Genomic DNA, 23,962 nt, shown 5'->3' with positions numbered 1-23,962 from the left:
GGGCGGACGCGGCAGCGGGGCGCAGGACGCAGATCCGACGCACACGCGCGGGAAGTGAGCGACGTCCGCCATCGACTGTCGCTCACTGCTCACTTCCGCGTACCGGCGGTCGCCGTCGGCGAATTCGGCTCAGGGGCCGTAGTCGCGCGCGAAGGCGATGCTGAAGCGCAGCGTCGCCGCGCCCGCGGCGAGTTCGCCGGCGTGGTTGTGGTGGGTGCGGGTGGCGCGCCATTCGTCCGGCAGGTAGCTGCCGGCGCGCGCTTGCGCGCGGCTGCGCACCGCATCGGCGGCGCTCAGGGCGGCGGCATAGTCGTTTATCGCCAGCGCGTTTTCGACATCGTCGAGCAGAGAGTCGAAGGCGGCGCGTTCGCTCCACGGCAGCGCATCGACCCGATCGCGCAGGCGCTGCACCTTGGCCGCGATCGCCACGCCGGTCGGGCGCAGGTCGAGCAGGATCAGGAACTGCGAGAAGCCGCCGTAGGTGCCGCGTGCGCGCACGCTGCCGGCGGCGATCTCATCGGTGATGTCGTAGAACGCGCCGCCCAGCGGCGCCTTGAACAGGCGCAGGCGGCTGCCGGCGGCGTAGGGCAGGGCGTGGGTGTGGACCTCGACCCGGCCGGTGCCGTGGAAACTCAGTCCGCCGTAGCGCGGCGGCTGCAGGGTGATCAGCAGCGGCAGGCTCGACTGCAGCTTGGTCGTGTCCACATCGGGCAGGCGCGCGAGCAGGTCGGCATCGCTCAGGCTCACCAGCTTGGCGCTGGCGCCCAGGCTGGACGGGCTGAGCCCGGAGGCGTCCTCGAAATCCAGCAGCACCTCGGCCAGGACCGTCCCCGGCAGCCCGGGCAGGGTCACCGAGGCTTCGGCGTGGTTGCCCGACGCGCTGACGCTGACCGGCAGGGCCTGCGCCTGCGCGGCGCCGGCGGCGATGAATCCCAGCGCCAGCGCGCAGCCGCTCAGCCAGCGGGCGATCCGGTGCGAAGTCCGCAGCGGCGCGATCGAATGCCTCATGTCCTGTCCCCCTGTACGGCGGCCGCCTCGCGCAAGGCTCAGGGCCGAAACTGAACCCGATGGCCGGGCCCCTGGCGGCTGCGGCGGCTTGGGCCGATGCGGACCGTGCGGAACCCGACGCCTCATCCGGCGCGGATTTGTTGCGAACCCGGCACCTCGTCGCACCGATCTTGCGGCGGCGGTCCGGATTTGACCAGCCTACTGCGGGTTTGCCGGCCGGTCTGTAGGGGTTTTTCCCTATGCCGGCTGGGCAGTCTTCCGGATGTCGCCGCCACCGCCGCGGACGCCAAGGTGGGCCACCCGGCCGTCATGGCCACGCAGGGAGTCAGGTCCGACATGCGACACAGCCGCCGCAACATCCTCAAACTGTCCGCCCTGGCCATCGGCATGATGGCCAGCGGGCTCAGCTTCGCCGAAGCCCGTCTGGGCGCCGCGCTGCAAAGCGCGCTCGACAGCGCCGAAGCCGCCAAGCCGCTGGAAGTGATCGTGTCCTACAACCAGCCCGGCCCGCTGCGCGCCAGTCAACTGCAGGCGCTGAAGCTGCTCGGTATCGGCCAGGGCGTGAGCATGCGTGCGCTGCCGATCGCCGGCGCCCTGGCCACGCCGGCGCAGATCCGCGCGCTGGCCCAGCGCGGCGATGTGCTGTCGATCCATCTCAACAAACCGCTGACTTACTACAACCAGGAAGCGCGCGAGTTGTCCGGGGTCAACCGGGTGCAGGCCAATCCGGGCGATTTCGGTCGCACCACGCCGTTCACCGGCAAGGGTGTGACGGTGATGATCAACGACTCCGGCATCGATGCCACCCATGCCGATCTGAAGTACGGCCAGCGCGTGGTGCAGAACGTGCAGGCGCTGACCAACCTGCATTCGGTGCTGGATTTCCTGCCGGTGACGGTGCTCGAAAACCAGCTCAACACCGATATCAGCTCCGGCCACGGCACCCACTGCGCCGGCACGGTCGGCGGCAGCGGCGCGCAGTCGGCCGGGTTGTATCGCGGCGTCGCCACCGGCGCGGATCTGGTCGGCTACGGCTCGGGCGCGGTGATTTCCATCCTCGATGCGGTCGGCGGTTTCGACTACGCGATCTCGCACAAGAACAGCTTCGCCGCGCCGATCAAGGTGATCTCCAATTCCTGGGGCAGCTCGGGCACGTTCGATCCGACCGATCCGGTCAGCCTGGCGACCTACGAGGCCTACAAGAACGGCATCGTCAGCGTCTTCGCCGCCGGCAACGACGGCCCCGGCGCCAACACGCACAATCCTTATGCGCAGGCGCCGTGGGTGATCTCGGTCGGCGCCGGCAACAAGGACGGCACGCTGGCCGACTTCTCCTCGCGCGGCAATCCGGGCGAAACCGGGCAGTTCACCATGCCCGACGGGCAGAGCTGGACTTACGTCAACGAGCCGACCCTGGTCGCGACCGGCGTGGACATCGTCTCCACCCGCGCCCTGACCGGCGCGCTGCCGCTGCTGGCGACCCAGCAGGATCTCGCCCTCGGCGCGCGGCTGCCGTTCTACACCCACATGAGCGGCACCTCGATGGCGACCCCGCACGTGGCCGGCATCGTCGCCTTGTTGTTCGAGGCCAAGCCGTCGCTCAAGCCGCTGGAGGTCAAGCAGATCCTCAGCCAGACCGCCAATCCGATGGCGGGCCGCCAGCGTTTCGAAGTCGGCAGCGGCCACGTCGATGCTTACGAGGCGGTGGGCGTGGCCAACGCCTACTGACGATGTATCGGGCGGGAGTCGCGAACCCTCCCGCCCGCTCCACGTCCGCGGCGTCGCGTCCCCGGCGCCGCGGACGGCTTCTGTGTCCGGCGCAGCTCTCTCCAGCGCTACTCAATCGATTGTCATGAACGGATATCCGGGTGTGTTCGGGTATCCGTTTTTTTGTGGGCGGGATTGGAGCGGTGGAGTGTGGGCGGGGCGAACGAAGGTCGAGACGGGCTTGAACGTCGAGGCGCGCCAGATCGTCCGGGTCGATCTACGGATGTCGCTGACAGGAAGACGCCGCCGGGTACGGCTTATCGAACCGATGTCGAGGTAGGAACGCCGCTGGCGCCGTATTCGGGGAGGTTTTGCCCGGCAGCGGCCGAAGGGGCGGCCAGGGCGGCCGATCGCGCATCGCCCGCGGGTGCGACCGCGCGCGGGCCTGGCGTGGCCTGGCGGATCGGAGAAAAAGAAGGGACCGCCGCTCGGGCCAACAGCGCCAGCGCCGAGACGGCGGCCAGTACGAGGAGATAGCGGGGCAGCGCGCGGAACGAGTCCAGAACCCAAATCGCTGCCTTCATGCACGAACCCCGCGTACTCCACGCGGGACAGACCGAACAGCCGTCCTGGCTGTCGGCGCAAATTCCGTTTTGCCGTGCATACCGCATCCCCAACATCTGTAATCAGTAGCCCCGGCTCCGCTGGTTCGCTTGCTCAAGGCGACGGCCTTTTTCCTTTGCTGAGCGGCATCCGTGTCATTCGCAGACCGTGCTGCCGGGGCGTGCACAGATTGGGCTCCGGCTTAGACGAAAGCAGTAGGCCTACCTCGCGGCCGCGTGTAGGACTTTTCTGACCCCCGTCACGTCGCGGCGGCGGTCGGAGGGAGTAAGGGGCGGCCGGACGGGATTGGGCGCCCTGGCGTTTTTGCGGGGGCGGGGCGGGTTCCCGGCTCGATCCGGCCCGGGCCTCGCTTCAGGCGGATGTCGATCCGGCCTGAGGATCGGTCTACCGATGGGGCGACTCACCCGCCCGCGGGCTTGTCCACGGGCAGGGTCGTCCAGATCGGTTGAATCGCTTCGCCGCGGCGGCGACGCGACCGGTCAACGCAAGCTCAGGACTTCGCGTCTTCCGGCATCGTCCCGGCCGCGCGCATGTCCTGCTGGGCCTGTTTGATCGCCTTTACGTCCAGCGGCAGGATCCGGCCGATGAAGCACGGCATCTTGATCGCCTGCGGTCCGAGCACGGTGACTTTGTCGAAGCGCTGATGCACGCGCCCCATCTGATTGCTCACCGAAATGGCCTGGGCGAAATCCAGGTCGGGGCAGCGTCCCTGCAATTCCAGCAGATAGGCCTGATTGGGTTTGGTCCACACCGCCAGCGCGCTGTCGCCGAGCGGCGTCCAGCCGTCGATGCGGCCGAAATACTGGAAGCTGTCCACCGCCGCGCCGGCGTGCGCGCGGTACAGCGCCAGTCGTTGCGCGTCGTCCAGTTTCGGACCGGTGCTCGCGCATCCGGCCAGCGCTAACGCGACCGCGAGCAGCGAAGACATCGTCAAGGAAAAGCGTTTCATGATCGGCTTCCTCTGGCGGTCGGGGGCCGCCGCGATGGGTGTTGGCGCACATGATGCGCCCGCCGTATCGGCCCGCCGCAGCGGGCGCGCGCATCATTCAGCGACCGGGAGGCTTGCCATCCCCGCCGCGCCTCCGTATCATGCCGCCTCTCTCACGGGTTGCCCGTGAAATGGCCGGGTAGCTCAGTTGGTAGAGCAGGGGATTGAAAATCCCCGTGTCGGGGGTTCGATTCCCTCCCCGGCCACCAAGATTCAGTTCGTGGTGGTTCGGCCAAATCCGCGGATAGTTCAAAAGCCTCCAGAAATGGGGGCTTTTTGTCGTCTGCGGTTCGTGGAGTTCGAAGCCGAGCGCTTGCGGCCGCAGCGCGAACGGGCGTGTGTTCGCAACGTATCGAAGCTGCCTGCGGCCATCGCGCGTATCGGCATCCGCGCGTTCGCACAGGCGAGTTGCATGATGCGAACACGCGACCTGCGGCGGGAGAGTTCACTCGCGTTCGAACTGCTTGATCTCGTCCAACAGCGCCTGCGCGCGACGCAGGCTGGCGGCAGTGACGTTGTCTTCCACCAGCTTGGCCAGGCGCGGGCGGCTGGGGTGGCGCGCCCAGCGGTAGAACCACCAGGTCGCGAGCAATCCGACCACGCCGACCACGGTGCCGATGACGAATACCGATGGAGCATTGCGGTACAGATCGACGCCGAACAGCGTCATCAACAGCATGCTCACGAACGGCATCCAGATCAGCCACCAGGCCAGTCCGACCGCAAGGCCAGCGCGGATGTAAGTGGTGCGCAAGGCCGCCAGACGTTTCTGGATCGCCACCACCGGCGCGGTGTAGTCGTTGTTCGCGAGCAAGGCCTGGATCGCGCCGCCGCAAGCGATCAGGGCGATGCCGTAGACGTTCACGATGAGGCCGAACGCGACCAAGTGCGCGCTGCCCAAGTGATGTATCCAGAACAAGACGCCCCAGATCACGCACGCCACGCCGAACAGCATCTGCAGCGCTTGTCCCCAAACAAGCGGACGCAAGCCGGATTTCATCCGCTGCCCGCGCTTCTCGCGCAAGCGCAGCAGATCCATCGTGTATTGGCGCTCGAGCTTGCGGTCGAGTTCGTGCCAGGCCAGTTTGAGGTCGTCGAGTTCCATCGTGAGTGTGCTCATGGGGTCGTGGTGTCGTGGCGTGTGATGCGTGGAAGGTCAGTCGGCCAGATCGCTGCGGATGCGTTGCTTGAGACGCGCGATCTTGGTGGCGACGTTGGTTTCGCTCAGGCCGAGCACTTCGCCGATCTCGCGATAGCTGTGTTCTTCCAGATACAGCAGCAACAAGGCGCGATTGAGCGGCTCCAGCGCCGCGATCAAGCGGTTGAGCGCGTGCACGCGCAGCTCGGTTTCCGGATCGGCGGCGCGCTCGTCGGCGACGTCGTGCAGTTGCTCGTCCAGCGCGATCGCGTGGCGTTGCCGCGGCGCGTTGCTGCGCACGTGCGAGATCGCCACGTTCAGGGCGATGCGGTACATCCAGGTGGAGAAACCACGCGCCGGATCGAAACCGGGATACGCGCGCCACAGCTGCACGGCGATTTCCTGCGCCAGATCGGCGCGGTCCTCATCGCCGCGGCAGTAGCTGTTGGCGACCTTGTAGACGATGCCGCGATGGGCCTGCAGCAGCGCCTGAAAACGCTGCCGCGCCTGCGCCGCCTCGCTGTCGTCTCCGGCCTTGCCGCCGCGCGTCGATCGGGTCCCTGTATGTTCCATCGCCTGCCGGTTCCTGCCCGTATGCATAGTTATTCGCGCGACGGGGTGAATCATCACACCTGGCGGCGAACCATGGCGGGCGGGCTGAGGCGGGCGGGGGTGCCGGGCCGCGAGAGCTACCCCTCGAAGCGGCTCTCAGAGGGGCGATCGCGGTCGTAGAGCCTGGTCAGCCCGAACGACGGCAGCCAGGACTCGCGACGGACCATCCAGCTTTCGTAGGTGGGCGTGAGTTGGTCCGGCGTGTCCAGCGAGCCCAGGCTCACTTCGATTTCGTCCTCGCAGCGGGCGAAAACCGACGAGCCGCAGCGGGGGCAGAAAGATCGCCCGCCGTAGTCGCGCGTTTCGCCTTCGACCGTCACCGCGTCCTCGTGGAAGATGGCGTATGCGTGAAAAAGAGCGCCGTGATGCTTGCGGCAATCCAGGCAGTGGCACAGGCCGACCCGGTAAGGGAGCCCGGTCGCCACGATGCGGAGGTTTCCGCACAGACAGCCGCCCGTGAATCGATCCATGTTGCGCCTCCTGTGAATCCAGCGATGGAATGTTCACCACGAGCCGATGGTATTGCATTCGCACGCGCCGGGCTTGCCCGGATCGATCAATCGCCGCCGAGTTCACGCAGATACGAGATGCTCGCGCCGCCGACCGCGAAGACAGGTTCGTTCGTTGCGGAACGAACCTGTCTCATCGTGCCGCGGTTATTGCCGCGGGCGAATGATCGCGGGGCGGCGATGGTGGCGATGAGCGAATGCCTGCCGCTCAATACCCGCCGAAGATCAGCGATTGATGCGCGGCCGCGCCCGCGATGGTTCCGTCGCCGACCGCCAACGGCAGCGAACCGCCGGGCCGGGCCGCGTCGCCGCAGGCGAAGACGCCCTGCACCGTGGTCGCCTTCATGGCATCGGTTCTGACAGTGCGGCCCATCGGGCCTTCGTCGAATTCGCAACCCAGCATGGCCGCGATCGGGCTGGCGACGTCGGGCGTGGTCAGGGTAAACAGGCCGTCGAGGTTCGCGATGCGGCCATCGTGCAGCACCAGATTCAACCTGCCTTCGATCCGGTCGATCCGGCTGCGCTCCAAGCTCACGCCGCGGGCTTGGAGTTTTTCGAGTTGTTCGGCGTCGGGTTCGAAGGCGTCGTTCAAGAACAGCGTCGTCGGTCCCCAATCGGGGAGCAGTAGCGCCAGGTGCATCGACATGGGCGAGGTCGCGAGAACGCCGATCGGGCCCTGGTTCAATTCGTAACCATGGCAATAAGGACAATGGAACACGTGCGTGCCCCAACGCTCGGCGAGGCCTGGCACCTGCGGCAATCGATCGACGACGCCGGTCGCCAATACGAGCCGCCTGGCTTCAAGCGGCGGCATGCCTTCGATATCGAGTCGAAACCCGCTTTCGTGGCGTTGCGCGCCGACGACTTTTCCGTCGAGCCAGCCGACGGTGGGGTAAGCGAGAAGTTGCTCGCGTCCCTTCGCCGCGATCGCCGCCGCTTGCGTGCCGTCCTGGGTGAGAAAGCCATGCGAGTGCCCGGCGAAACGGTTGCGCCTTTGTCCTGCGTCCACGACCAAAATCTTGCGGCGCGCCCGCGCCAAGGGCATCGCGGCGGCCAGGCCGGCGTAGCTGCCGCCCACAACAATCACGTCGTATTGCATGAAGCGTGCTCCTTTCGATGGAGGCCTCATCGCGGCTCCGCGCTGAGGCAGGGATAAGCGATGCGCTGGCGACGCCAGGGCAGGGCAGCGAGCGTTTTCCGCGCTCGGACGCATCACGAAACAATTGAAGTTCCATGATAACTTGAGCCCATGCTTCGCGCAACTTATGATGTTACGAGTTGGCCGGCGTCGCCGGCCGGTACGAATGCGAGGCGTGATCGATGAGAAGTGACAGCAGACTTTCGCGGATGCTCCACGTCCTGCTGCACATGGCGCGCCACGACCAGGCTTTCACCTCCGAGCAGATTTCCAGGATGCTCAACACCAACCCGGTCGTGGTCCGCCGCACCATGGCGGGATTGCGCAAGGCCGGCTACGTCAGCTCGGAGAAGGGCCACGGGGGCGGATGGAGGATCGCCTGCGATCTGAACGCCATCACCCTGCTGGACGTGCACCGGGCGGTCGGCGGTCCGCAGATCTTCGCCATCGGCAACGAGAGCGCGAATCCCGAATGCGCGGTCGAGCGCGTGGTCAACGCCGCGCTCGACGACGTGTTGCGCCAGGCCGAAGCGCTGCTGATCGAGAAGTTGGGCGCGATCGCCCTGGCCGATCTCGCGCACGAGTTCGATGCGCTGTGCACCGCCGCCGGCTGGGGCATCGACGGGCCGCGCGCGAAGTGAGCTTGCGGCCGGCTTGTGGTTAGCTAGGCTTTCGTATCACTCACCGCGGAAGTCCGCCATGCCCTTCCGAACCTGCCGGGTCATCCTGTTCGGCGACTGCGATCCGGGCGGAGTGGTTTACACGCCCCGCGTCGCTCACTTCGTCGTGGAAGCGGGGCTCGCCTTCCTGTCGCAGGCGCTCGGCGGGCCGGCGGCGCGGCGGTTGTTCGACATGGGCATTCTTCCGCCCGCGCGTGCGCTGTCGATCGAATTCCTGCATCCGATGAGCTGGGACGAGGCGATCGATATCGAAGTGTCGGTGGAACGCGTGGGCGAGCACTCATTCACGCTGTCGGTCAGCGCCGCCAACGCCGAGGGCACCGGCACCTTCCGCGGCACGATCACGCAGGTCACGGTGTCGCCGCAGACGATGCGGCCGGTGCCGCTGCCGGTTGAGCTCAGGGCCGCGCTTGAGAGAACGCTGAGCGGCTGAGGCTTCAGCTGAAGCGCGTCCGGCGGTTGCGTTGCCGTTCTGCGCTCGGGAGTCCGCGTCGCAAACATCGATAGCGATCGCATTCGGCGCGGAAGGATGACCGGTTCGCGATGGCGATTCATCGGCAATGCCTCCACGATGACCGGCCCTGCGTCTCAAGTCGCGAACCGCGGTGTGATCGCAGGGTTAAACCGAAAATTCCATGGAGGAACCTATGTTCAAGAAGAATTTCAAGGCAGTGGTCATCGGCGCGTTGATGGTGGGCTTTTGCGCTTCGGCCGACGCGGCGCTGGTGCGGACGGTGCGTTACAACGGAGCGGCCATCCCTACCGGCGTACCGCAGACTCGGGAAGTAGTCGCCTGGTGTCTGCCGGATGAGATCGCGACCGGCGGTGGTTTCGAGTCGGGGTACGGAATCGTTGCGCGCATCGACGACAACATGCCTACTTCCAACGAAACGGCGCAGGGTTGGAAGGCCCGTTTCTTCGCCCATCTGATGTATGACCGGGACATGCCGGTGAAGTGGATCGGCTATACCTATGTCGTTTGCGTGAAGCAAAGCTGACGGGCTGATCGCCGGATAAGGTTTTGCCTGCGCAGCGGTAAGCCTTACCGCTGCGCAGATCGCCCGCCGCTACGGCGAGGGTGCGCGAACGCGGCGCCGAGCCGAAACCCGCGCATCGTCCGGCCCGGGTAGGCACGCCAATGTTCTGCGAGCAAGCGACAGTCGGTCGGCGCCGGAGCCGGAACGGTGTTAGCGTCGTGGTTCTCGCACGAGGGCGATCGCATGAGCAGTCCGGACGATTATCTGCGGGATTTCCCGATCGGGAACCTGACCAACTGGATCCACGGCCAATACGACCCGCGCGCCGCGTTCGAGGTCTATGTGGCCGAGGCCTATGCCAGCCACCCGAACGATCCGGTCGGATTCGAGACGGCGGTGGCGCTGTTGTTCGACCGGGCCACGGCGAAGTCGGGCGATCCGCCGGCGTGGGCGCAGTGGAACCGACGGCTCTAGGGCACGCCGCCGCGCCAGTGTTCGATGATGATGAAGGCGGTGAGGATCGCGACTCCGGCGACCAGCAGCGTCACGGCGGTCGCGATCAGGAAGAAGCGTCTTTCGCCCATGGCTGCCATCCCTGAGACCAGGTTCGACCATAGCGCATTCAGCTGCGATGGGCTGTGAGCTGCTTCGCGCGTAAACAGCGAGCGGCCGCCGCCGCGCAGTGAATCGTCACGCGAAAAGGCCGGCATGCGCCGGCCTTTTGCTTGCGCGCTCGTGGGCGTGTCGCCGCGGCGGGAATTCGCTTACGGCGGCGTGCAGCCGTTGGCGATCAGGCAATCGCTCCATTCGTCCACGCAATGTTGCCGCTCCGGATAAGTGACGACGCCGTCGGCGTTGGCGTCGCTCAGGCATGCGTAGTAGTTGGTCGTGCACCAGCGATCCCTGCACGCGGCGGCGACGGTCGCCGAGAATGCGAACAGGGCCACGGCGGTGAACAACAGGCTGCGGCGGAACATCGTGCTCTTCATGCGTGCTCTCCTTGTCGATGGATGCGAACGGTTGCGGTGAAGCGTGTGTCCGGCGCCGCAAGCCGGAGGCAGGCGATCGTGCAGGGGACTGCAGTTGCGCGTGATCAACATAGCGCCGGGCCTTTGCGCTCAAGGCGACGGCCATCAATATTCGCTCGCGGCGATTCGATCGGGCCCGACGAAAAGCGCACGGACCTCGCCGCAACCGCATTCAGCGATTGCGCGCGCCGGCCGGTTGCCGGCGGCGGCGCACCGATGAACTCGCGCACGGCCGGCGCCCGGCCCGGCGACAGCGATGTCGATTCCGGCCGTCCTGCTTCGTCGTGTAGGAACCCGCCGAGGATTTGCGCGCATGAACAGCCCCACCACCGCCTCTTCCGTTTCCCTGGATCGCAATTGGCCCCTGGTCGCCGCCGGCGCCCTGATGGGCTGCGTGGCGATCGGCGCGGTGTTCTCGCTGGCGGTGCTGCTGCAGCCGATGAGCGCCGCCACCGGCTGGTCGCGCGCCGGCTTGTCCAGCGCGATGACCTTGGCCTTCCTCAGCATGGGGTTCGCCGGTTTCGGCTGGGGCATCCTGAGCGACCGCTTCGGTCCCAGAGTGGTCGTGCTGGCCGGTTCGCTGCTGCTGGGGCTGGCCTGCATCCTGGCCAGTCGCGCCGGCAGCCTGCTGCAGTTCCAGCTGACCTACGGGGTCTTGCTCGGCGCGGCCTCGGCCAGTTTCCTTGCACCGGTGATCGCCGCCACCGCGGCCTCGTTCGAGCGCCGCCGCAATCTGGCGATATCGCTGGTCTCGGCCGGCATGGGCGTGGCGCCGATGACGCTGTCGCCGCTGGTGGCGTGGCTGGTGACGCACTACGACTGGCGCAGCACCTTGATGATCGTCGGCGTGCTGGCCTGGGCGCTGACCTTGCCGGCGGTGTGGTTCGTGCGCACGGTGCCCATGGCCGCGGCCGCGCCGCAGAGCGTCGCCGCCGGCGAGTCGATGAGCGCCGGGCAGGCGCTGCGATCCAAGCCTTTCATCGTGCTGGCGGGCGCGTTCTTCGCCTGCTGCGCCGCGCATTCGGGGCCGATCTTCCACACCGTCAGCTACGCGGTGGGCTGCGGCCTGTCGGTGACGGCGGCGGTGACGATCTACAGCATGGAAGGCGCCGCCGGCCTGGGCGGGCGCTTGTTGTTCGGCGTGCTGGCCGACCGCTGGGGCGCCAAGCCGGTGCTGGTGGCGGGCTTGCTGGTGCAGGGGCTCGCGGCGGTGTCGTATCTGGCCGTGAACCAGCTCGACGGCTTCTACGCGGTGGCGATCGTGTTCGGCATGGCCTACGGCGGCACCATGCCGCTCTACGCATCGCTCGCCCGCGACGCATTCAGTCCGCGCATCCTCGGCACCGTCCTGGGCGCGGCGACGATGCTGTCGAGCCTGGGCATGGCGCTGGGGCCGCTGATCGGCGGCTGGCTGTACGACCGCTACGGCAGCTACACCTGGCTCTACGTGGGCTCGATGGCGATGGGGCTGGCGGCGGCGTCGATCGCGATGCTGTTTCCGGCCGCGCGCCGGAGCCGCGGCGATGGCGGTCTGCGTCCGGCGCTGCAGTCGTGAGCGCTGCGGCGGCTACGGCGCCTGCAGATCGGCCGACCAGTAGGTCACCGCGTCGAAGTCGTTGACGAAGATGCCCGGCGATTTCGGCCGCAGCACGACGCCCCTGGGATCGCGGATCTGCAGCGAAATCTGCTTGATCTGTTCGCTGCCGTCGGGCAGTAGCGTGACCTCGACCTGGCGGATGCAGGTGAGCAGGCAGGGCCAGCCGTCGCCGTTCACGGCTGAGATCGTCCAGCCCGAATTCCTGATGGCCATAAGACCTCCCGGATGCAGGTTGCTCAACTTCGGGTCAACTGCGGCTTTCAACGTCCCCGCCGCCCTTATACCAAACTGATTTACCGATTGCGCATTCCGTCGGCGGACCGCATCCGCCCCGCCGGATCGCGCGGCCGCGGATGATGCGCAATTGCAACGTGCCCGCCGAACCGCTGCGCGCGCGCCGATGATCGGCCCGGCCCTCCGCGGGTTCCGCGCGGCGCCATGGATGTTCAGTCGGGCCCGCATTCGCCTTGTTAGGTGATAGGCATCTCGTTTGCGGCGGCGATCGAAAACAGTGAAGGCGCGCCGGAAGTTGGGTGCGGGCTTTATGCAGGTGAGCAATGCTGGCCAGGGCGCGCTGGCCCGTAGCGCCATTCTCGAACAGACTCTGCCGGAGCTGGCTGCGCAACGAAGCGGTACGGCACGCAAAGACGATGCTGCAGCAGGCCTGCAATGTCGTCATGAACGACCTTTACAGTAGCCAGGTGAGCGAAACGCAATCGCCCAGGGCCGCGTAGGCGCTTGGATCGGTCGCTTCGGCGATCGGCGCGGCGTTGATGTCGGCAAGCCTGTGCGTGTCTGGGAAAACACGCGTGTCGGCGGTTTCCGCGTTCGCGGGCGTTGCGGCTTTTTGCCGCGGCGCTTCAGGACGCTGCGCCGGCGTGCGTTACTCAAGTGTGACGATGCCGACAGCGCGTCTGCGCTTGAGACCGCGACCTGTTAAGGTGGTTGCTGCTTGCTCCTCGTGCAATGCGTTGGAGTGTTACGTGTCCATAACGAAAGAACATCGCACGCTGCGCCCGGATTTATCGCTTGCCTTGCGCATCGCGGGCGAGGCGTTGGCGGTGCAGTGCGCACAGAACGAAGGTTGGCCCGCGGGCCGCGAACCCGACTCCGATCCGGCCGCGACGCCCGGCAAACTTCATGTCCCCAGACGCGGTCGCGCGCAGCACGCGCCAGCCGCGCGCGGTCGTGCATGAACCCAACGACCGCCCTGGCGCTGATCGCCTTCCTGATGGCGTTGCTGCTGGAAGTGTTGATCTGCCTTTCCTTCGAACGCCGCCTGCGCCGACTGCATCCGGCGCAGTGGCGGCATTCGCGCGAGAACGCGACCGGCGTGCGCCGCGGCACCCGGATGCTGATGATCTATTTGCGGGACCGTTCCTTTCGCTCCAGCCTGGATCGGGACGGCGTTCGATATTGCAATCGCAACCGATCGGCCATGCTGGTTTCCTATTGGACGACGCCGGCCGCGGGGCTGGTGCTTCTGGGCATCGCCTGCACCACTGGATGGTGAGCGCCTGGATCCGGCCACCTGTTTTCAGACCATTGAGGCAACTATGCAGATCGAGATTCTTGGCCGCCCCATCAACGTCAGCGCAACGACGCAGGTGACGACATGGGCGCGCTACAAACACGAACTTGAAGCCGCGCTCAGATCGATGGGCCGCGACGGGATGGCGTTGATCAGCAAGTACGACCTGATCGACTGCGTCGAGGTGCCCACCAGCGTGTGCGTGCGGATCAACGTCGATCTGGAACAGCTTCGCGGGGCGAAGTAGCCTCGCCCCGACGGGCGAATCCGCAGTGCGTGGCGGCATGCCGGGCCCGGCGACAGGGCAGGCAGGGCCGCCCGCGTTTATCCGCGATCTTTCCATCGCCGCCAGCGGCGGCATGCCGCGCCGACGCGACGCCTCCGGCCCTGCACGAACCCGGCAGCCAGACTCGGCAAACAGCCGCGGACTCCTTCGCGGACATGGCCAAAATTTATTCAGCCGCGACGCCGGCATTACTCGACGCGAACCCGCGCCGACACGATCAACTGTGACCACCGCCTCCGAGCCGACCACGCGCATGTGATCGATAAGGAAGCTTGACGTGTTGGGCAGTTCACCAGTGGCACGCTGCGTAGACTCGATATCCTATTGAGGGGGTATTCAATGGAATATCTGAAGGCGCTGGCGGAGCTCGGCGTTTGGTTGGCGGTCTACCCACTGGGCGCAGGGACGCTCGCCCTGACCGGCCACGATGCCCGGCATCTTCGCCGAAATATCTTGATCGTTATCTGCACCGGCAGCGCTATCGCCACCGTTTTGCTGATGGCCTTGGCCGTGCTGGGACTGTTCGCGCCGACCTGGATCGGCGCCGCCGGCTGGATCGTGCTGGCGGTGTGGAGCGTTCGCAATCGGGCCTGGGCCCATGCTTTGGATCGCCTCAAAAACACCCGCGTGCGCCGCGCATCGGCGCTCAGCGGCTTGGCGGTCGCCGCGATCCTGGCCGCAGCCATGGGTCTGTACGCGCTGTTTCCCAAGGAGAGCCTGCTGGGCGAGCGCGACGAGGGCATCTACGCCCAGCACGCGCTGCATCTGCTGCGCACCGGCGGCTCGGCGGTGGATCTGGTGGCGATGGGGATGGCGACGGAACCGGGCATGCTGATGATCCAGCAGGGCCGCGCGGCGGAACTGCCCGGTATCTATCCCACCGGCTCGCGCTGGACGTTCCAGTTTTCCTCCGCGACGCCGGTGTGGATGGCCACGCTCGCGGCGACGCTCGGCCCGCAGGGAATCTTCCGCTTCAACGCCGTGCTGGGCCTGCTCAACTGCATGGCGCTGTATGCCTTGGCGCGGCGGATGCTGACGCCGGCGCGGCGTGTCTGGGCGATTCCGGCGCTGGCGGTGTTCGCGTTCCAGCCGGCGCAGGTATGGATATCGCGAAACTGCCTGAGCGAGCCGCTGTGCAGTTGGTTCGTGCTCAACGGCTTGCTCGCGGCGATGGTCGCGATGGCGCGGCGCTCGCGCAATCTGGGCCTGCTCGCCGGCGGCCTGATCGGCATGAGCGGATTGGTGCGGATCGACGCGGTGGTGTTTCCGCTGGCGGTCGGCGCGGCCTGTCTGGCGGCGGTGTTCGTCGATCGCTCGCGGCGTGGCCTGGCCTGCAATCCCGCGTTGGCGGGCATGGGCTTGGGATGTCTGGCGGCGGCCTTGCTGGCGCTCGGCTATTTCCAGGTGTTCGTGCAGCCGTATATGGCCGGCTTGTTCGATCTGGTGAAAGCCGCTGTGATCGCGACCGCGGTGCTCGCCTGCGCGACGGTAATTCTGCGGCGGGTGCGCGCGCTGCGCTTGTCCAAGGCGGTGGCGCGAAATTCGGCGGGAACGGTGACGTTCGTGATCGTGGCCCTGTTCGCCTATGCCGTCTGGATACGCCCGCATTTGCAGCCTTATGCGCTGATCGAATCGAAGCTGGTGCCGCAGTTGAACGGTCAGCGCGACTACCGCGAGGCCAGCGTGCTCAGCGTGGCCGCCTATCTGTCGTGGCCGGTGGTCGTGGCCGCGGCGCTGGGCGCGGCGATGGGACTGCGCGCGGCCTTGAAGGGCGGACTGAGCCCGATCAAGGGCTGGGCGCTGGTGTTCCTGCTGATTCCGGCGCTGGTGTATCTGTCGCGGCCGATGGTCTCGCCGGATCACATCTGGGCCGCGCGCCGTTGGGTGCCGACCGTATTCCCCGCCGCCGTGGTGCTAGCCGCAATCGCCTGCGCGATGCTGTCGCGGCGTTGGCGCGGGCCTTACGTGTATGCCGCGGTCGGCCTGGTCACCGTTGCCGTCAGCGCGCATCTGCTGCTGAAACAGCGCGAAACCCTGTGGCTGCGCGAAGACGCCGGCATGGTCGCGCAGATCGGGGAAATCGCGCGCCGCTTGCCGAACGATCGCGTCAGTTACGTGGTGGCTTCCGGCCCGTTGACCAGCGCGCTGCTGACCGGCTTCGGCAGCCGGGTCGTGCCGGTCGCGGCGGCCGAGCAGTACGACTGGACCGGCGCGTGTCCGCGCGTCGCCGGGCGCGTCGAGCAAGGCTGCTGGGTCGTGCACCCCAAGGGCATGACTTTCGGCGAACGCGGCGCGACCTGGCTGGCGGACGTGCCCATCCAACGGTTGCGCCGCAATACCTCGGTGGTTCCGCTGGCGCGCGGCACTCACGAGGAACGCAGCGACTGGAGCATCACCAAGCTCGAACCGTGAGGCGGCGTTGTCCTCCCGCGTCCCGATCTTGCGTGCGCATGAAACAAGGCAGTTTGTTCTATCGGCAGGCCGGCGGCGACGCTTTCGTCGCGGCATCTGACAGGAGTTCGCCCTATGAACGCACGCAGATTGTTTCGCACACACGACATCGAAACGTGGCGGTCCGGGCATCCAGGCGTCGTCGAGACCGCGCCGGCGGCGGTGCCGGGCGAGTTCCGCAAGCCGATCAAGGTGGTCATCCAGATTCCCTGCCGCGACGAGGCCGAGCAACTGCCCGAAACCCTGGCGGCGCTGCCTGCGTTCCTGCACGGCGTGCACGAGGTCGAATGGCTGGTGATCGACGACGGCTCTTCCGACGACACGACCGAGGTCGCGCTGGAACACGGCGTGCACGCGGTGCTGCGCCTGCCGGAGAACCGCGGCCTGGCCAATGCGTTCTCGATCGGGCTGGAAGCGGCCTGCCGCCGCGGCGCCGACATCATCGTCAACGTCGATGGCGACAACCAATACGACGCCGCGGCGATTCCGGCGCTGGTCGCCGACATCCTGGCCGGGCGCGCCGACATCGTCGTGGGCTGCCGGCCGATCGAGCGCATCGCCCATTTCCCATGGTGGAAGAAACGGCTGCAGCGCCTGGGCAGCGCGGTGGTGCGTGCGGTGTCCAACGTGCGCATCGACGACGCCACCAGCGGCTTTCGCGCCTACAGCCGCGATGCGGCGATGCGGCTCAACGTCTACTCGCGCTACACCTACACGCTGGAGACCCTGATCCAGGCCGGACAGACCGGGCTTCGCATCAAGTCGGTGCCGGTGGAAGTCAATCCGCCGACGCGTCCGTCGCGGCTGATCCGCAGCGTGCCGGAGTACATCGCCCGCTCGGTGCTGACGATCCTGCGATCGTTCCTGATCTACCGTCCGCTGGAATTCTTCATGCTGCCGTCGGTGCTGTGCGCGCTGCTGGGCATTTCAATCGGCGCCAAATTCACCTTCGATTATTTCTATGGCCAGGGCGACGGCCACATCCAGTCGCTGATCCTGGCGGCGATGCTGGTCATGGTCGGCACGATCGGCGGCGCGGTGGGCTTGCTCGCCAATCAGCTCGCGGTCAACCGGCGCTTGCTGGAAGAACAGCAGCAGAGCCGGCGTCGCGCCGAATGGCGGCCGATGCCTTGAAGCCGGTTTGGTATCTCACCCGCAAGTTCCCGCCCTCGCGCGGCGGGATGCAGCAGCTCAGCCATCACATCGCCGCCGAACTGGCGGCGCTGCGGCCGTTGGTCCTGGTGCGTTGGTGGGCCGGGCAATGGGGATTGCCGCTGTTCGCGGCGTGGGCGCTGCTGCGATTGAGTTGGGGCTTGCTGCGCCGGCAAGTGCGGGTCGTGCTGATCGGCGATCCGGTGCTGTCGGTGCTGGCGGTGCCGGCGCGCTGGGCCGGCGTGCCGGTCGCGGCGGTGGTGCACGGGCTCGATGTCACTTATCCGAGTCCGGTGTATCAATGGTATCTGCGCCGATTTTTCTGGCGGCGCCTGGATGCTTACCTGTGCATCAGCCGTTTCGTGCGCGATCAGTTGCTCGGTCAGGGGATCGCGGCCGCGCAATGCGCGGTGATCGTTCCTGGCGTGTCTGCGCCGACCGATACGCCGGCGCGCGTGCAGGAACCCGGGTTGCGCCTGCTGATCCTCGGACGGCTGGTGCAGCGCAAGGGCGCACTGTGGTTCGTGCAGCAGGTCATGCCGCGATTGAGCGCATGGAACGCCGACCTGCGTCTGGATATCGTCGGCGACGGCCCGGAGCGCGCGGCGATCGAACAGGCGATCGCGCAGGCGCAACTAGGCGACAAGGTGCGGTTGTGGGGCGATGTGGACGAAGCGCAGAAAGCGCAGCGCCTGGACGAATGCGATCTGGTGCTGATGCCCAATCGCTGCGTCGACGGCGATCCGGAAGGGTTCGGTATGGTCGCGCTGGAAGCGGCGATGAGCCGGCGCTATGTCCTGGCCGCGGACCTGGAAGGCCTGCGCGACGCCGTCGGCCATGCCGATATCGGCGCGCTGTTGCCGCCGCAGGACGCCGATGCGTGGTTCGCCGCGATCACTACTTTGCTCGCCGATCCGCGCCGGCTGCGCGAACGCGGCGAAGCCGCGCGTGCGTATGTCGCGACGCATTGCTCATGGCGCGCGATGGGCCTGCGTTATGCCGAGCGGCTGGATGAGCTGGTCTAAGACCGCCTCGGGTATTTCCAAGGGCCTGGGCTGGATCCTGGGCCTGATCGCGCTGGCGCTGGTCGTCTGGCAAGCCTGGACACGGCAGGATCAATGGTTGCCTCTGTGGCGCCAGCTTGGAGCGCTGGATCTGCTCGCGGTGTTGCTGCTGTGTCTGTCGATGCAGGTGTTGTTCGGCCTGGGCTGGCACGTGTTCGCGCGCGGACGATTCGTTGCCGAGCACATCCTCGGCGATCAGCTGCGTTGGGGCCAGAGCCTGCTGGCCAAGTATCTGCCGGGCAAGATTTGGCAGGGCGTGGCGCGCGGCATGTTGTATGCGGACGAGCGCGGCGTCGGCGACACCTTCGCTTTGTTCGTGCGCGAACAATTGTTGTCGCTGGGCATTAGCGCCCTGATCGCGGCGGTCGCGGCACCGGCGGCGCTGCCGGCGGATTTGAGGCTGATGTTCCAGCTCGCGTTCGTGGCGTTCGCCGTGGTGTTGACGGCGATCGCGGTGTGGGCGTGCGTGCCGGACTTCATCGCCTCGCGACTGCCGCGCAGTCTGGCGGGCTGGAACGCCGCGCGGCCGGCGATGGCGACGATCGCCAAGGTCTGGTTGCTGCAGTTCGCCGGTTATCTGGCCATGTGCGCCGCGTTCGCGGTGCTGGTGAACGGCTTCGGTTTGCGCTTGGGCTGGCTGCAATTGGCGGCGGCGCTGTGTTTCGCCGGATTGGCCGGCGTCGCCGCGATATTGGTGCCGGCCGGGTTGGGCGTGCGCGAGGCCGGTCTATTCTGGTGCCTGAGTCCGTTGATCGGCGCCGGCAACGCGGCGATGTTGGCCTTGGCCTGGCGGGTCGCGATCACCTTCGCCGAGGCGGCGTTCGCCGCGATCAGCTTCGCCTGGGGCGCGTGGCGCCGATAAGGCGACGAACACGAAGCGGGCTCCGCCTGCCAGGCAGGCGGAGCCCGATGCTATGTCTCCAGCTGTGCGATCAGAACTCTTCGATCACCGAGTGGTTGACCAGCAGCGGCGGATTGGAGCCGTTGCCGGTTTCGCACGTCACGCCGTAAGGCAGCGACAACGACAGCAGATTGCGCGACTCGACCTTGAGCGTCCACAGGCCGCTCACGCCGTTGTTGCGCGTGCTCTTTTCGCCCAGGTACACCTTCTGGAACGAGCTGATGTTGTTGCCGCCGGCGACCACGTTGCCCTGCGGATCTTCCAGACGCATTTCCAGCTGCGGGGCGTTGGTGCCGTTGATCCGGCACTGCACCCAGTCCGGATGCTGCAGATACAGGCCGAACTGATCCTGGCCGCTGGCCAGGCCGAGCAGCGTGCCCAGCGAGCTGGAGGTGGAGACGCCGACCTTCTTCGAACGCAGGTCGTCCGGATCGGCTTCCTTCGCGATGCGGAAATCGCCGTCGAAGCTGACGTTTTCCTGCGTGGTGCAATAAGCGACGAAACCCGGATTGGAACCGGCGGTGGCTTCGCTGAACACCGCTTGCACGTTGCTGTAGTCGCCGGCCGGCGCGCCGGCGGCGCTGAACACATCGAGGAAGCGGATGGTCTCGTTGCTGCTCAGGTTCGTGGTTTGCGGATTGCCGAGCGCCGCACCGGCGGCGGTGCGCAGCGACCACGTCACCGTCACCGGTTCGCCGACGGAACCGACGAAGCAGTTGGACTGATAGCCAGGCGCGGCGGCCTGACGGCGCAGACCCGAGACGGTCGAGCTGGTGGCGCCGCCGGTCAGCGAACCGATCTTGAAGCCTTCCACGGAGAAGCCCAAGCCGCTGATGGCCTGGATACGGGTAAAGACGGAAATCGGAACATTGGCCGCGCTTTGTTCGACGAACGACACCTGGCCGTAGTTGCTGGTCGGGCTGACCGGTACGCCGCACAGCGAGGCGAGTGAATTTTCGGAGACCGCGCCCGGAGCGATGCTTAGCGTCGTGCAAGGGCGTTCGCCGGCGTACGGCGTTCCCGGCGCTCCGTAATAGGTCACCTTGACGCTGGCCACGTCGCTGCCTCCGTTGCGCACGAACAACGTCGAGGAATACGTGCCGCTGTTGACCGCGAGCGGAACCCGTATGGTGGTGCCGTAACCGTCGGTGCTCTGCGCGAGCGCGTTGGCGCTCATCAATGCCGCAGCCAACACGCAATACTTATAGGCTTTCATAGCAGAAATCCTCTTTCGTCCATAAAGGCCATGAGCGCATGCTCATGGATGATCGCTCCAACCCGGCCGTTATCGAGCCGGTGTCCGGGCTAACGCACTGCTCGTCGCCGCCGACGCCTGAGTCCGCTTATTGATTAAGCAGCTCGTCGGGGAAGGGTTTGGTGCCGGCGACGACGGCTGCGATATCGTCTTTGCTGATCGCGTAGATGCGGGACACCGCATCGGGATGCTGCTGCATCTGTGCGAGCAACTGTCTCTTGAGTTGTTCGCGCGTGCCGGGCGAGAGGTTCAGGCCCTGGTTGTAGACGATCTCGTGCTGCTTGCCGTCCGGACCTGTGTAGGTGCGCGGCGGTTGCGCCTGGCTGGAGATGTTGCGGGCGCGTTCGGCGGCGACAGTTTGCGCGCTGGGCGCGGTGGTGCCGGCGTTGGCGCTGTGGCCGGCCGATGCGGCATCGGGCGCGGTCGGGTCCGTGGACAGCGCGCTGGAGGAGGGCGTCGGGACGGGGTCTTCGCTTTGCCGATTCTGGCTCCAAGGCTTCCACGCCAGTGCGATGAGAATCACCGCGATGCCGCCAAGCAATACCTTGGGAAGGCGCGTCGTTGCGGCCATGTGGTCCCCCTGATTGAAGTCGAAGCGGTGTTCGTATCTCACGGGCATCGCTGCGGCGACGTTCGCGGCAGCGTCGATATTGAAAAGCTTTTTATCGCTTCGGCGATGCCAATAACGTGACAAGCGGCGGTAAAGCGAGGCGGAAACTCCGCGCTTTTGTTTAGTGCAACAGGCGGCTTCTATGAATTGAGTATTGGGTCGCGTGCGCGCTTTTGATTCGCGCCGGATTACCCGTTTACCCCGGGAAAACGGCGGAAAATGTTCCGGCGAAGAAAAATTGTCGCGAAATATCGGCGTGGCCGTTTGTTTTCGCTTTTCGCGTTTTGAGTTTGTCGATGGGCTCGATAAACGTGCGCGCCCGCATTCGCCCGATGCCGGTGCGCGCGGCGATTCGATTCCGGTTTCATCTCGACGGCCTCGACGCGATCGACGCGAACGCGTCATGCATCGATCATCGAAGTCGTCGCGCTCGATCGCCGTGCGTGTCTTCGTCGCCGCGAATCGCGCGCGAGAAAAATTCCGCCGCGCGGCCGCACACGCTGCCGGCCGCATGCGGTTGACATGGCCGCGCCGACCCATTACGTTCCGCTTCCCCAATCACCGCTGACCGGCGGGCCCAGAGGGATACCATGTCTGAGAGTGTAGCCACCCGCTAATCCTTCGCTTTCGTGAAGGTGGGTAACGCGTCGAATCTGTTCGCCATCCGCGCAAAGCGGGTGCGCGCCGTCGCGTTCGTTCCGGCTACAACCGACATGTCGAATGAACATTTCCAAGTTGGAGCAGCGCGTCCTGCACGCGCTGGCTCAGGGTGGGGAAATCCACCATCGCCGCGCCGATGACGGCGCACGCATCGTCGCCATCGATTGCTACAACCGCGACGGATTCCGTCTTGCCGATTGCTCGCTGGCGGTGTTCCAGAAACTCAAGCGGCGCCAGTTGATCGCTTCCAGCGACAGCGGCCCGTATCGCATCACTCATCTGGGACGGCAGGTGGTGCGTCCCCAATACGATAATAGGTGACCGGCATGCTGAGCCTGCTGATGTTCAGTGCTGTCCGCGATCCGGCGCCCGCGTGCGGGCAGGAGGACGATATGCAAGTTCTGATCGAAAACGAATCGCATCGCGCGCAGATCCGCGCGATCACCCAGGCCGCGTTCGGCGGCGACGACGAAGCCAATCTGGTCGATCGCCTGCGCGAAGACGGCCTGGTGCGGCTGTCGCTGGTGGCGGTCGAAGACGGGCAAGTGGTCGGCCACGCGCTGTTCACCGTCTTACCGGTGAGCGTGGACGGCCGCGAGGTCGAAGCGCTGTGTCTGGCGCCGGTGTCGGTGCGCCCGGATTACCAGGGCACGGGCGTGGGATCGATGTTGATCCGCGAAGCGCTCGCGCGTCTGGCGCACAGCGGTTTCGAAGCGGTGGTCGTGGTCGGGCATCCGGCCTACTACCCGCGCTTCGGCTTCAGCGCGGCGTTGGCGGCCAAACTCGCCGCGCCGTTTTCCGGCGAGGTCTTCATGGCGTTGGAACTGGTCGAAGGCGCGCTGCGCGGCGAATCGGGGCGGGTGAGCTATCCGCCCGCGTTCGGCATTGTCGAGAGCCACTGAAGGTTTGCGTCATCGCGGAAACACAAAGCCCGGCGCATGCGCCGGGCTTTGGGTCGCGATCAACGCTACTCAGGGATTCGGGTTGCAAGTCACCTTGACGTAGGTGAAGTAACGCGTGTGCGTTCCCCAATCGAAGGGTTCGCCGCAAGAGCCGTAGGCCATGCCGCCGACTTCTTCGCTGTGGCTGGCATCGGAGTAATAGGTGAACACATAACCCTGGCCCGGGCCTGCATGCGGCAGCGCGGCGGCGGCCAGCGATACCGCCATGCCGGCGGCGAGCAGGATCAACGACAGTTTGCGCTTGGACGATTGCTTGACTTCAGACATGACAACTCTCCTTGTGGCCTGCCCGCACGCATTGCGCGTGTCGGCGACAGCGGCGCCGGGCAGTGGTCTGAACTGCGATGGATGAGCTGGTGGAACCGGCTCAGGGAGGCGTGCAGGTGGTCTTGTAGTAACTCGACCAGGGCGTCATGCGGCCCCAGGAATACGGGTCGCCGCAGTTGCCGTAGATACGCTCGCCGACGATGACCGTGCGGCTGGCGTCGGAGTAGAACGTGAAGTTGTAGCTTTCGTCGTCGTGCGGTACCGGCAGCGCGTAGGCGGCGGCCGTTACGGCCAGACCGGCGGCGAGCAGTGACAGCGACAGCATGCGCATCCGCGCTTTGTTCGTCTTGAACATCGGCCTCTCCTTGATGGCGTGAACTGGTGCCTGGTTTCCGGTCGCGACCGGAATCCTGGTTCTACACGAAACCGCCCGCGCGCTGAGGTGCCGAGGTGTGGTACTGGGTCGCAGATTGAAGCGGCGCGAACGACGATCGCGGCGCGAGCGCTGTTCAGGCCTCGGGCACGTAACCGGCCGGCTTCTCGGCGCCGCCGCCGAACAGGAACTTCTCCATCTCCGCTTCCAGGAAAGCGCGGTGCTTGGGGTCCAGCGGCGAGAGCCGGTTCTCGTTGATCAACATGGTCTGGTGCGCCAGCCACGCGGCCCAGGCGGGTTTGCCGATGTTGGCGTAAACGCGCTTGCCCAGTTCGCCGGGCCAAGGAACGAAGTCGAGGCCTTCGGTCTCGCGCTGTTCGTACTGGCAGAAAACGCTGCGGCTCATGGGGACATCCTGTTGAGGTGAACGGTGGAGGTGGCCGC

The 23,962-nt window shown here is 66.3% G+C and carries 28 protein-coding genes and 1 tRNA gene; 15 read left to right on the top strand and 14 right to left on the bottom strand.

From position 1 onward, the window contains the following. Positions 1-129: 129 nt before the first annotated feature. Complete coding sequence (locus AB4Y92_RS05420; RefSeq protein ID WP_441818706.1) at positions 130-1,008, bottom strand: DUF6689 family protein; 879 nt, start codon at positions 1,006-1,008, stop codon at positions 130-132. Positions 1,009-1,344: 336 nt separating this feature from the next. Between AB4Y92_RS05420 and AB4Y92_RS05415 the strand changes: the two genes are divergently transcribed. Beyond that, positions 1,345-2,736, top strand: a complete 1,392-nt coding sequence (locus AB4Y92_RS05415; RefSeq protein ID WP_441818705.1) for a S8 family peptidase — start codon at positions 1,345-1,347, stop codon at positions 2,734-2,736. Positions 2,737-3,829: 1,093 nt separating this feature from the next. Here the strand turns inward: AB4Y92_RS05415 and AB4Y92_RS05410 are convergent. Then, positions 3,830-4,288, bottom strand: a complete 459-nt coding sequence (locus AB4Y92_RS05410) for a DUF6491 family protein (RefSeq protein ID WP_441818704.1) — start codon at positions 4,286-4,288, stop codon at positions 3,830-3,832. Positions 4,289-4,460: 172 nt separating this feature from the next. On the opposite strand from AB4Y92_RS05410, the gene AB4Y92_RS05405 reads away from it, so the two are divergent. Continuing rightward, positions 4,461-4,536 (top strand) — tRNA-Phe (locus tag AB4Y92_RS05405). Positions 4,537-4,772: 236 nt separating this feature from the next. Here AB4Y92_RS05405 and AB4Y92_RS05400 read toward each other — a convergent pair. From AB4Y92_RS05400 to AB4Y92_RS05385, 4 genes are all read right to left on the bottom strand, one after another. Further along, positions 4,773-5,447, bottom strand: a complete 675-nt coding sequence (locus tag AB4Y92_RS05400) for a serine/threonine protein kinase (protein WP_441818703.1) — start codon at positions 5,445-5,447, stop codon at positions 4,773-4,775. Positions 5,448-5,483: 36 nt separating this feature from the next. Beyond that, positions 5,484-6,038 carry an RNA polymerase sigma factor gene (locus tag AB4Y92_RS05395; protein WP_441818702.1) on the bottom strand — a complete coding sequence of 185 codons (555 nt, stop codon included), beginning with the start codon at positions 6,036-6,038 and terminating at the stop codon, positions 5,484-5,486. A gap of 116 nt (positions 6,039-6,154) precedes the next feature. After that, positions 6,155-6,547, bottom strand: a complete 393-nt coding sequence (locus AB4Y92_RS05390; protein WP_441818701.1) for a GFA family protein — start codon at positions 6,545-6,547, stop codon at positions 6,155-6,157. Positions 6,548-6,794: 247 nt separating this feature from the next. Continuing rightward, entirely contained in the window at positions 6,795-7,685 is an 891-nt protein-coding gene (locus AB4Y92_RS05385; RefSeq protein WP_441818821.1) for an NAD(P)/FAD-dependent oxidoreductase, read from the bottom strand. Positions 7,686-7,906: 221 nt separating this feature from the next. Between AB4Y92_RS05385 and AB4Y92_RS05380 the strand changes: the two genes are divergently transcribed. From AB4Y92_RS05380 to AB4Y92_RS05365, 4 genes are all read left to right on the top strand, one after another. Next, entirely contained in the window at positions 7,907-8,365 is a 459-nt protein-coding gene (locus AB4Y92_RS05380; RefSeq protein ID WP_441818700.1) for an Rrf2 family transcriptional regulator, read from the top strand. Positions 8,366-8,423: 58 nt separating this feature from the next. Further along, positions 8,424-8,837: an acyl-CoA thioesterase gene (locus AB4Y92_RS05375; RefSeq protein WP_441818699.1), complete on the top strand. Its 414-nt coding sequence runs from the start codon at positions 8,424-8,426 to the stop codon at positions 8,835-8,837. A gap of 214 nt (positions 8,838-9,051) precedes the next feature. Beyond that, positions 9,052-9,402: a hypothetical protein gene (locus AB4Y92_RS05370; protein ID WP_441818698.1), complete on the top strand. Its 351-nt coding sequence runs from the start codon at positions 9,052-9,054 to the stop codon at positions 9,400-9,402. A gap of 222 nt (positions 9,403-9,624) precedes the next feature. Continuing rightward, positions 9,625-9,855 (top strand): hypothetical protein, encoded by a 231-nt coding sequence (locus AB4Y92_RS05365; RefSeq protein ID WP_057943680.1) that lies wholly within the window; start codon positions 9,625-9,627, stop codon positions 9,853-9,855. On the opposite strand, the gene AB4Y92_RS05360 is transcribed toward AB4Y92_RS05365, so the two are convergent. Continuing rightward, positions 9,852-10,091 (bottom strand): hypothetical protein, encoded by a 240-nt coding sequence (locus AB4Y92_RS05360; RefSeq protein ID WP_441818697.1) that lies wholly within the window; start codon positions 10,089-10,091, stop codon positions 9,852-9,854. The two genes, AB4Y92_RS05365 and AB4Y92_RS05360, sit on opposite strands and share 4 nt — an antisense overlap. A 54-nt stretch (positions 10,092-10,145) precedes the next feature. Continuing rightward, on the bottom strand, positions 10,146-10,370 hold the full coding sequence (locus tag AB4Y92_RS05355; RefSeq protein ID WP_441818696.1) for a hypothetical protein: 225 nt from the start codon (positions 10,368-10,370) through the stop codon (positions 10,146-10,148). 352 nt (positions 10,371-10,722) lie between these two features. Here AB4Y92_RS05355 and AB4Y92_RS05350 point away from each other — a divergent pair, with 352 nt between their 5' ends. Continuing rightward, complete coding sequence (locus AB4Y92_RS05350; RefSeq protein WP_441818695.1) at positions 10,723-11,964, top strand: MFS transporter; 1,242 nt, start codon at positions 10,723-10,725, stop codon at positions 11,962-11,964. A 12-nt stretch (positions 11,965-11,976) separates the two neighbouring features. On the opposite strand, the gene AB4Y92_RS05345 is transcribed toward AB4Y92_RS05350, so the two are convergent. Next, the gene (locus AB4Y92_RS05345; RefSeq protein ID WP_441818694.1) at positions 11,977-12,219 is read right to left on the bottom strand and encodes a hypothetical protein; all 243 of its coding nucleotides are present in this window, start codon (positions 12,217-12,219) and stop codon (positions 11,977-11,979) included. 979 nt (positions 12,220-13,198) lie between these two features. Here AB4Y92_RS05345 and AB4Y92_RS05340 point away from each other — a divergent pair. The 6 genes from AB4Y92_RS05340 to AB4Y92_RS05315 all read left to right on the top strand — a co-directional run bounded on the left by AB4Y92_RS05340 (position 13,199) and on the right by AB4Y92_RS05315 (position 19,352). Further along, positions 13,199-13,519 (top strand): hypothetical protein, encoded by a 321-nt coding sequence (locus AB4Y92_RS05340; RefSeq protein WP_441818693.1) that lies wholly within the window; start codon positions 13,199-13,201, stop codon positions 13,517-13,519. 43 nt (positions 13,520-13,562) lie between these two features. Further along, on the top strand, positions 13,563-13,784 hold the full coding sequence (locus AB4Y92_RS05335; protein ID WP_441818692.1) for a hypothetical protein: 222 nt from the start codon (positions 13,563-13,565) through the stop codon (positions 13,782-13,784). A 378-nt stretch (positions 13,785-14,162) separates the two neighbouring features. Continuing rightward, a complete protein-coding gene (locus AB4Y92_RS05330; protein WP_441818691.1) occupies positions 14,163-16,235 on the top strand; it encodes a hypothetical protein in 2,073 nt (690 codons plus the stop codon). A 114-nt stretch (positions 16,236-16,349) separates the two neighbouring features. After that, complete coding sequence (locus AB4Y92_RS05325) at positions 16,350-17,408, top strand: glycosyltransferase family 2 protein (RefSeq protein WP_237049769.1); 1,059 nt, start codon at positions 16,350-16,352, stop codon at positions 17,406-17,408. Next, on the top strand, positions 17,390-18,451 hold the full coding sequence (locus tag AB4Y92_RS05320) for a glycosyltransferase family 4 protein (RefSeq protein WP_441818690.1): 1,062 nt from the start codon (positions 17,390-17,392) through the stop codon (positions 18,449-18,451). The genes AB4Y92_RS05325 and AB4Y92_RS05320 overlap by 19 nt, the downstream gene beginning before the upstream one ends. Further along, positions 18,438-19,352 carry a lysylphosphatidylglycerol synthase domain-containing protein gene (locus AB4Y92_RS05315; RefSeq protein WP_441818689.1) on the top strand — a complete coding sequence of 305 codons (915 nt, stop codon included), beginning with the start codon at positions 18,438-18,440 and terminating at the stop codon, positions 19,350-19,352. The genes AB4Y92_RS05320 and AB4Y92_RS05315 overlap by 14 nt, the downstream gene beginning before the upstream one ends. Before the next feature lie 70 nt (positions 19,353-19,422). On the opposite strand, the gene AB4Y92_RS05310 is transcribed toward AB4Y92_RS05315, so the two are convergent. Then, positions 19,423-20,607 carry a hypothetical protein gene (locus AB4Y92_RS05310; protein WP_441818688.1) on the bottom strand — a complete coding sequence of 395 codons (1,185 nt, stop codon included), beginning with the start codon at positions 20,605-20,607 and terminating at the stop codon, positions 19,423-19,425. A 127-nt stretch (positions 20,608-20,734) separates the two neighbouring features. After that, entirely contained in the window at positions 20,735-21,661 is a 927-nt protein-coding gene (locus AB4Y92_RS05305; protein WP_441818687.1) for a hypothetical protein, read from the bottom strand. A 315-nt stretch (positions 21,662-21,976) separates the two neighbouring features. On the opposite strand from AB4Y92_RS05305, the gene AB4Y92_RS05300 reads away from it, so the two are divergent. Together AB4Y92_RS05300 and AB4Y92_RS05295 are read left to right on the top strand one after the other, a co-directional pair. Continuing rightward, entirely contained in the window at positions 21,977-22,237 is a 261-nt protein-coding gene (locus tag AB4Y92_RS05300) for a YjhX family toxin (protein ID WP_441818686.1), read from the top strand. Positions 22,238-22,308: 71 nt separating this feature from the next. Beyond that, positions 22,309-22,818 carry a GNAT family N-acetyltransferase gene (locus AB4Y92_RS05295; RefSeq protein ID WP_441818685.1) on the top strand — a complete coding sequence of 170 codons (510 nt, stop codon included), beginning with the start codon at positions 22,309-22,311 and terminating at the stop codon, positions 22,816-22,818. A 69-nt stretch (positions 22,819-22,887) separates the two neighbouring features. Here the strand turns inward: AB4Y92_RS05295 and AB4Y92_RS05290 are convergent, their stop codons facing one another. From AB4Y92_RS05290 to AB4Y92_RS05280, 3 genes are all read right to left on the bottom strand, one after another. Beyond that, positions 22,888-23,145 carry a DUF6289 family protein gene (locus tag AB4Y92_RS05290; RefSeq protein WP_441818684.1) on the bottom strand — a complete coding sequence of 86 codons (258 nt, stop codon included), beginning with the start codon at positions 23,143-23,145 and terminating at the stop codon, positions 22,888-22,890. A 100-nt stretch (positions 23,146-23,245) separates the two neighbouring features. Then, positions 23,246-23,500: a hypothetical protein gene (locus AB4Y92_RS05285; RefSeq protein WP_441818683.1), complete on the bottom strand. Its 255-nt coding sequence runs from the start codon at positions 23,498-23,500 to the stop codon at positions 23,246-23,248. 154 nt (positions 23,501-23,654) lie between these two features. Next, on the bottom strand, positions 23,655-23,924 hold the full coding sequence (locus tag AB4Y92_RS05280; RefSeq protein WP_215057408.1) for an oxidative damage protection protein: 270 nt from the start codon (positions 23,922-23,924) through the stop codon (positions 23,655-23,657). Between the last annotated feature and the right edge of the window lie 38 nt (positions 23,925-23,962).

The organism is Lysobacter sp. TAB13 (assembly GCF_052113885.1).
Classification (GTDB): domain Bacteria; phylum Pseudomonadota; class Gammaproteobacteria; order Xanthomonadales; family Xanthomonadaceae; genus Lysobacter; species Lysobacter gummosus.
Note: the sequence above shows the minus strand (reverse complement) of the source record. Positions and strands in the feature narration are given on the sequence as shown.

Coding starts and splice junctions, on each gene's coding strand:
- AB4Y92_RS05420 (WP_441818706.1), bottom strand. CDS start 1,008: ATGAGGCATTCGATCGCGCCGCTGCGGACTTCGCACCGGATCGCCCGC.
- AB4Y92_RS05415 (WP_441818705.1), top strand. CDS start 1,345: ATGCGACACAGCCGCCGCAACATCCTCAAACTGTCCGCCCTGGCCATC.
- AB4Y92_RS05410 (WP_441818704.1), bottom strand. CDS start 4,288: ATGAAACGCTTTTCCTTGACGATGTCTTCGCTGCTCGCGGTCGCGTTA.
- AB4Y92_RS05400 (WP_441818703.1), bottom strand. CDS start 5,447: ATGAGCACACTCACGATGGAACTCGACGACCTCAAACTGGCCTGGCAC.
- AB4Y92_RS05395 (WP_441818702.1), bottom strand. CDS start 6,038: ATGGAACATACAGGGACCCGATCGACGCGCGGCGGCAAGGCCGGAGAC.
- AB4Y92_RS05390 (WP_441818701.1), bottom strand. CDS start 6,547: ATGGATCGATTCACGGGCGGCTGTCTGTGCGGAAACCTCCGCATCGTG.
- AB4Y92_RS05385 (WP_441818821.1), bottom strand. CDS start 7,685: ATGCAATACGACGTGATTGTTGTGGGCGGCAGCTACGCCGGCCTGGCC.
- AB4Y92_RS05380 (WP_441818700.1), top strand. CDS start 7,907: ATGAGAAGTGACAGCAGACTTTCGCGGATGCTCCACGTCCTGCTGCAC.
- AB4Y92_RS05375 (WP_441818699.1), top strand. CDS start 8,424: ATGCCCTTCCGAACCTGCCGGGTCATCCTGTTCGGCGACTGCGATCCG.
- AB4Y92_RS05370 (WP_441818698.1), top strand. CDS start 9,052: ATGTTCAAGAAGAATTTCAAGGCAGTGGTCATCGGCGCGTTGATGGTG.
- AB4Y92_RS05365 (WP_057943680.1), top strand. CDS start 9,625: ATGAGCAGTCCGGACGATTATCTGCGGGATTTCCCGATCGGGAACCTG.
- AB4Y92_RS05360 (WP_441818697.1), bottom strand. CDS start 10,091: ATGCCGGCCTTTTCGCGTGACGATTCACTGCGCGGCGGCGGCCGCTCG.
- AB4Y92_RS05355 (WP_441818696.1), bottom strand. CDS start 10,370: ATGAAGAGCACGATGTTCCGCCGCAGCCTGTTGTTCACCGCCGTGGCC.
- AB4Y92_RS05350 (WP_441818695.1), top strand. CDS start 10,723: ATGAACAGCCCCACCACCGCCTCTTCCGTTTCCCTGGATCGCAATTGG.
- AB4Y92_RS05345 (WP_441818694.1), bottom strand. CDS start 12,219: ATGGCCATCAGGAATTCGGGCTGGACGATCTCAGCCGTGAACGGCGAC.
- AB4Y92_RS05340 (WP_441818693.1), top strand. CDS start 13,199: ATGAACCCAACGACCGCCCTGGCGCTGATCGCCTTCCTGATGGCGTTG.
- AB4Y92_RS05335 (WP_441818692.1), top strand. CDS start 13,563: ATGCAGATCGAGATTCTTGGCCGCCCCATCAACGTCAGCGCAACGACG.
- AB4Y92_RS05330 (WP_441818691.1), top strand. CDS start 14,163: ATGGAATATCTGAAGGCGCTGGCGGAGCTCGGCGTTTGGTTGGCGGTC.
- AB4Y92_RS05325 (WP_237049769.1), top strand. CDS start 16,350: ATGAACGCACGCAGATTGTTTCGCACACACGACATCGAAACGTGGCGG.
- AB4Y92_RS05320 (WP_441818690.1), top strand. CDS start 17,390: ATGGCGGCCGATGCCTTGAAGCCGGTTTGGTATCTCACCCGCAAGTTC.
- AB4Y92_RS05315 (WP_441818689.1), top strand. CDS start 18,438: ATGAGCTGGTCTAAGACCGCCTCGGGTATTTCCAAGGGCCTGGGCTGG.
- AB4Y92_RS05310 (WP_441818688.1), bottom strand. CDS start 20,607: ATGAAAGCCTATAAGTATTGCGTGTTGGCTGCGGCATTGATGAGCGCC.
- AB4Y92_RS05305 (WP_441818687.1), bottom strand. CDS start 21,661: ATGACGCGTTCGCGTCGATCGCGTCGAGGCCGTCGAGATGAAACCGGA.
- AB4Y92_RS05300 (WP_441818686.1), top strand. CDS start 21,977: ATGAACATTTCCAAGTTGGAGCAGCGCGTCCTGCACGCGCTGGCTCAG.
- AB4Y92_RS05295 (WP_441818685.1), top strand. CDS start 22,309: ATGCAAGTTCTGATCGAAAACGAATCGCATCGCGCGCAGATCCGCGCG.
- AB4Y92_RS05290 (WP_441818684.1), bottom strand. CDS start 23,145: ATGTCTGAAGTCAAGCAATCGTCCAAGCGCAAACTGTCGTTGATCCTG.
- AB4Y92_RS05285 (WP_441818683.1), bottom strand. CDS start 23,500: ATGTTCAAGACGAACAAAGCGCGGATGCGCATGCTGTCGCTGTCACTG.
- AB4Y92_RS05280 (WP_215057408.1), bottom strand. CDS start 23,924: ATGAGCCGCAGCGTTTTCTGCCAGTACGAACAGCGCGAGACCGAAGGC.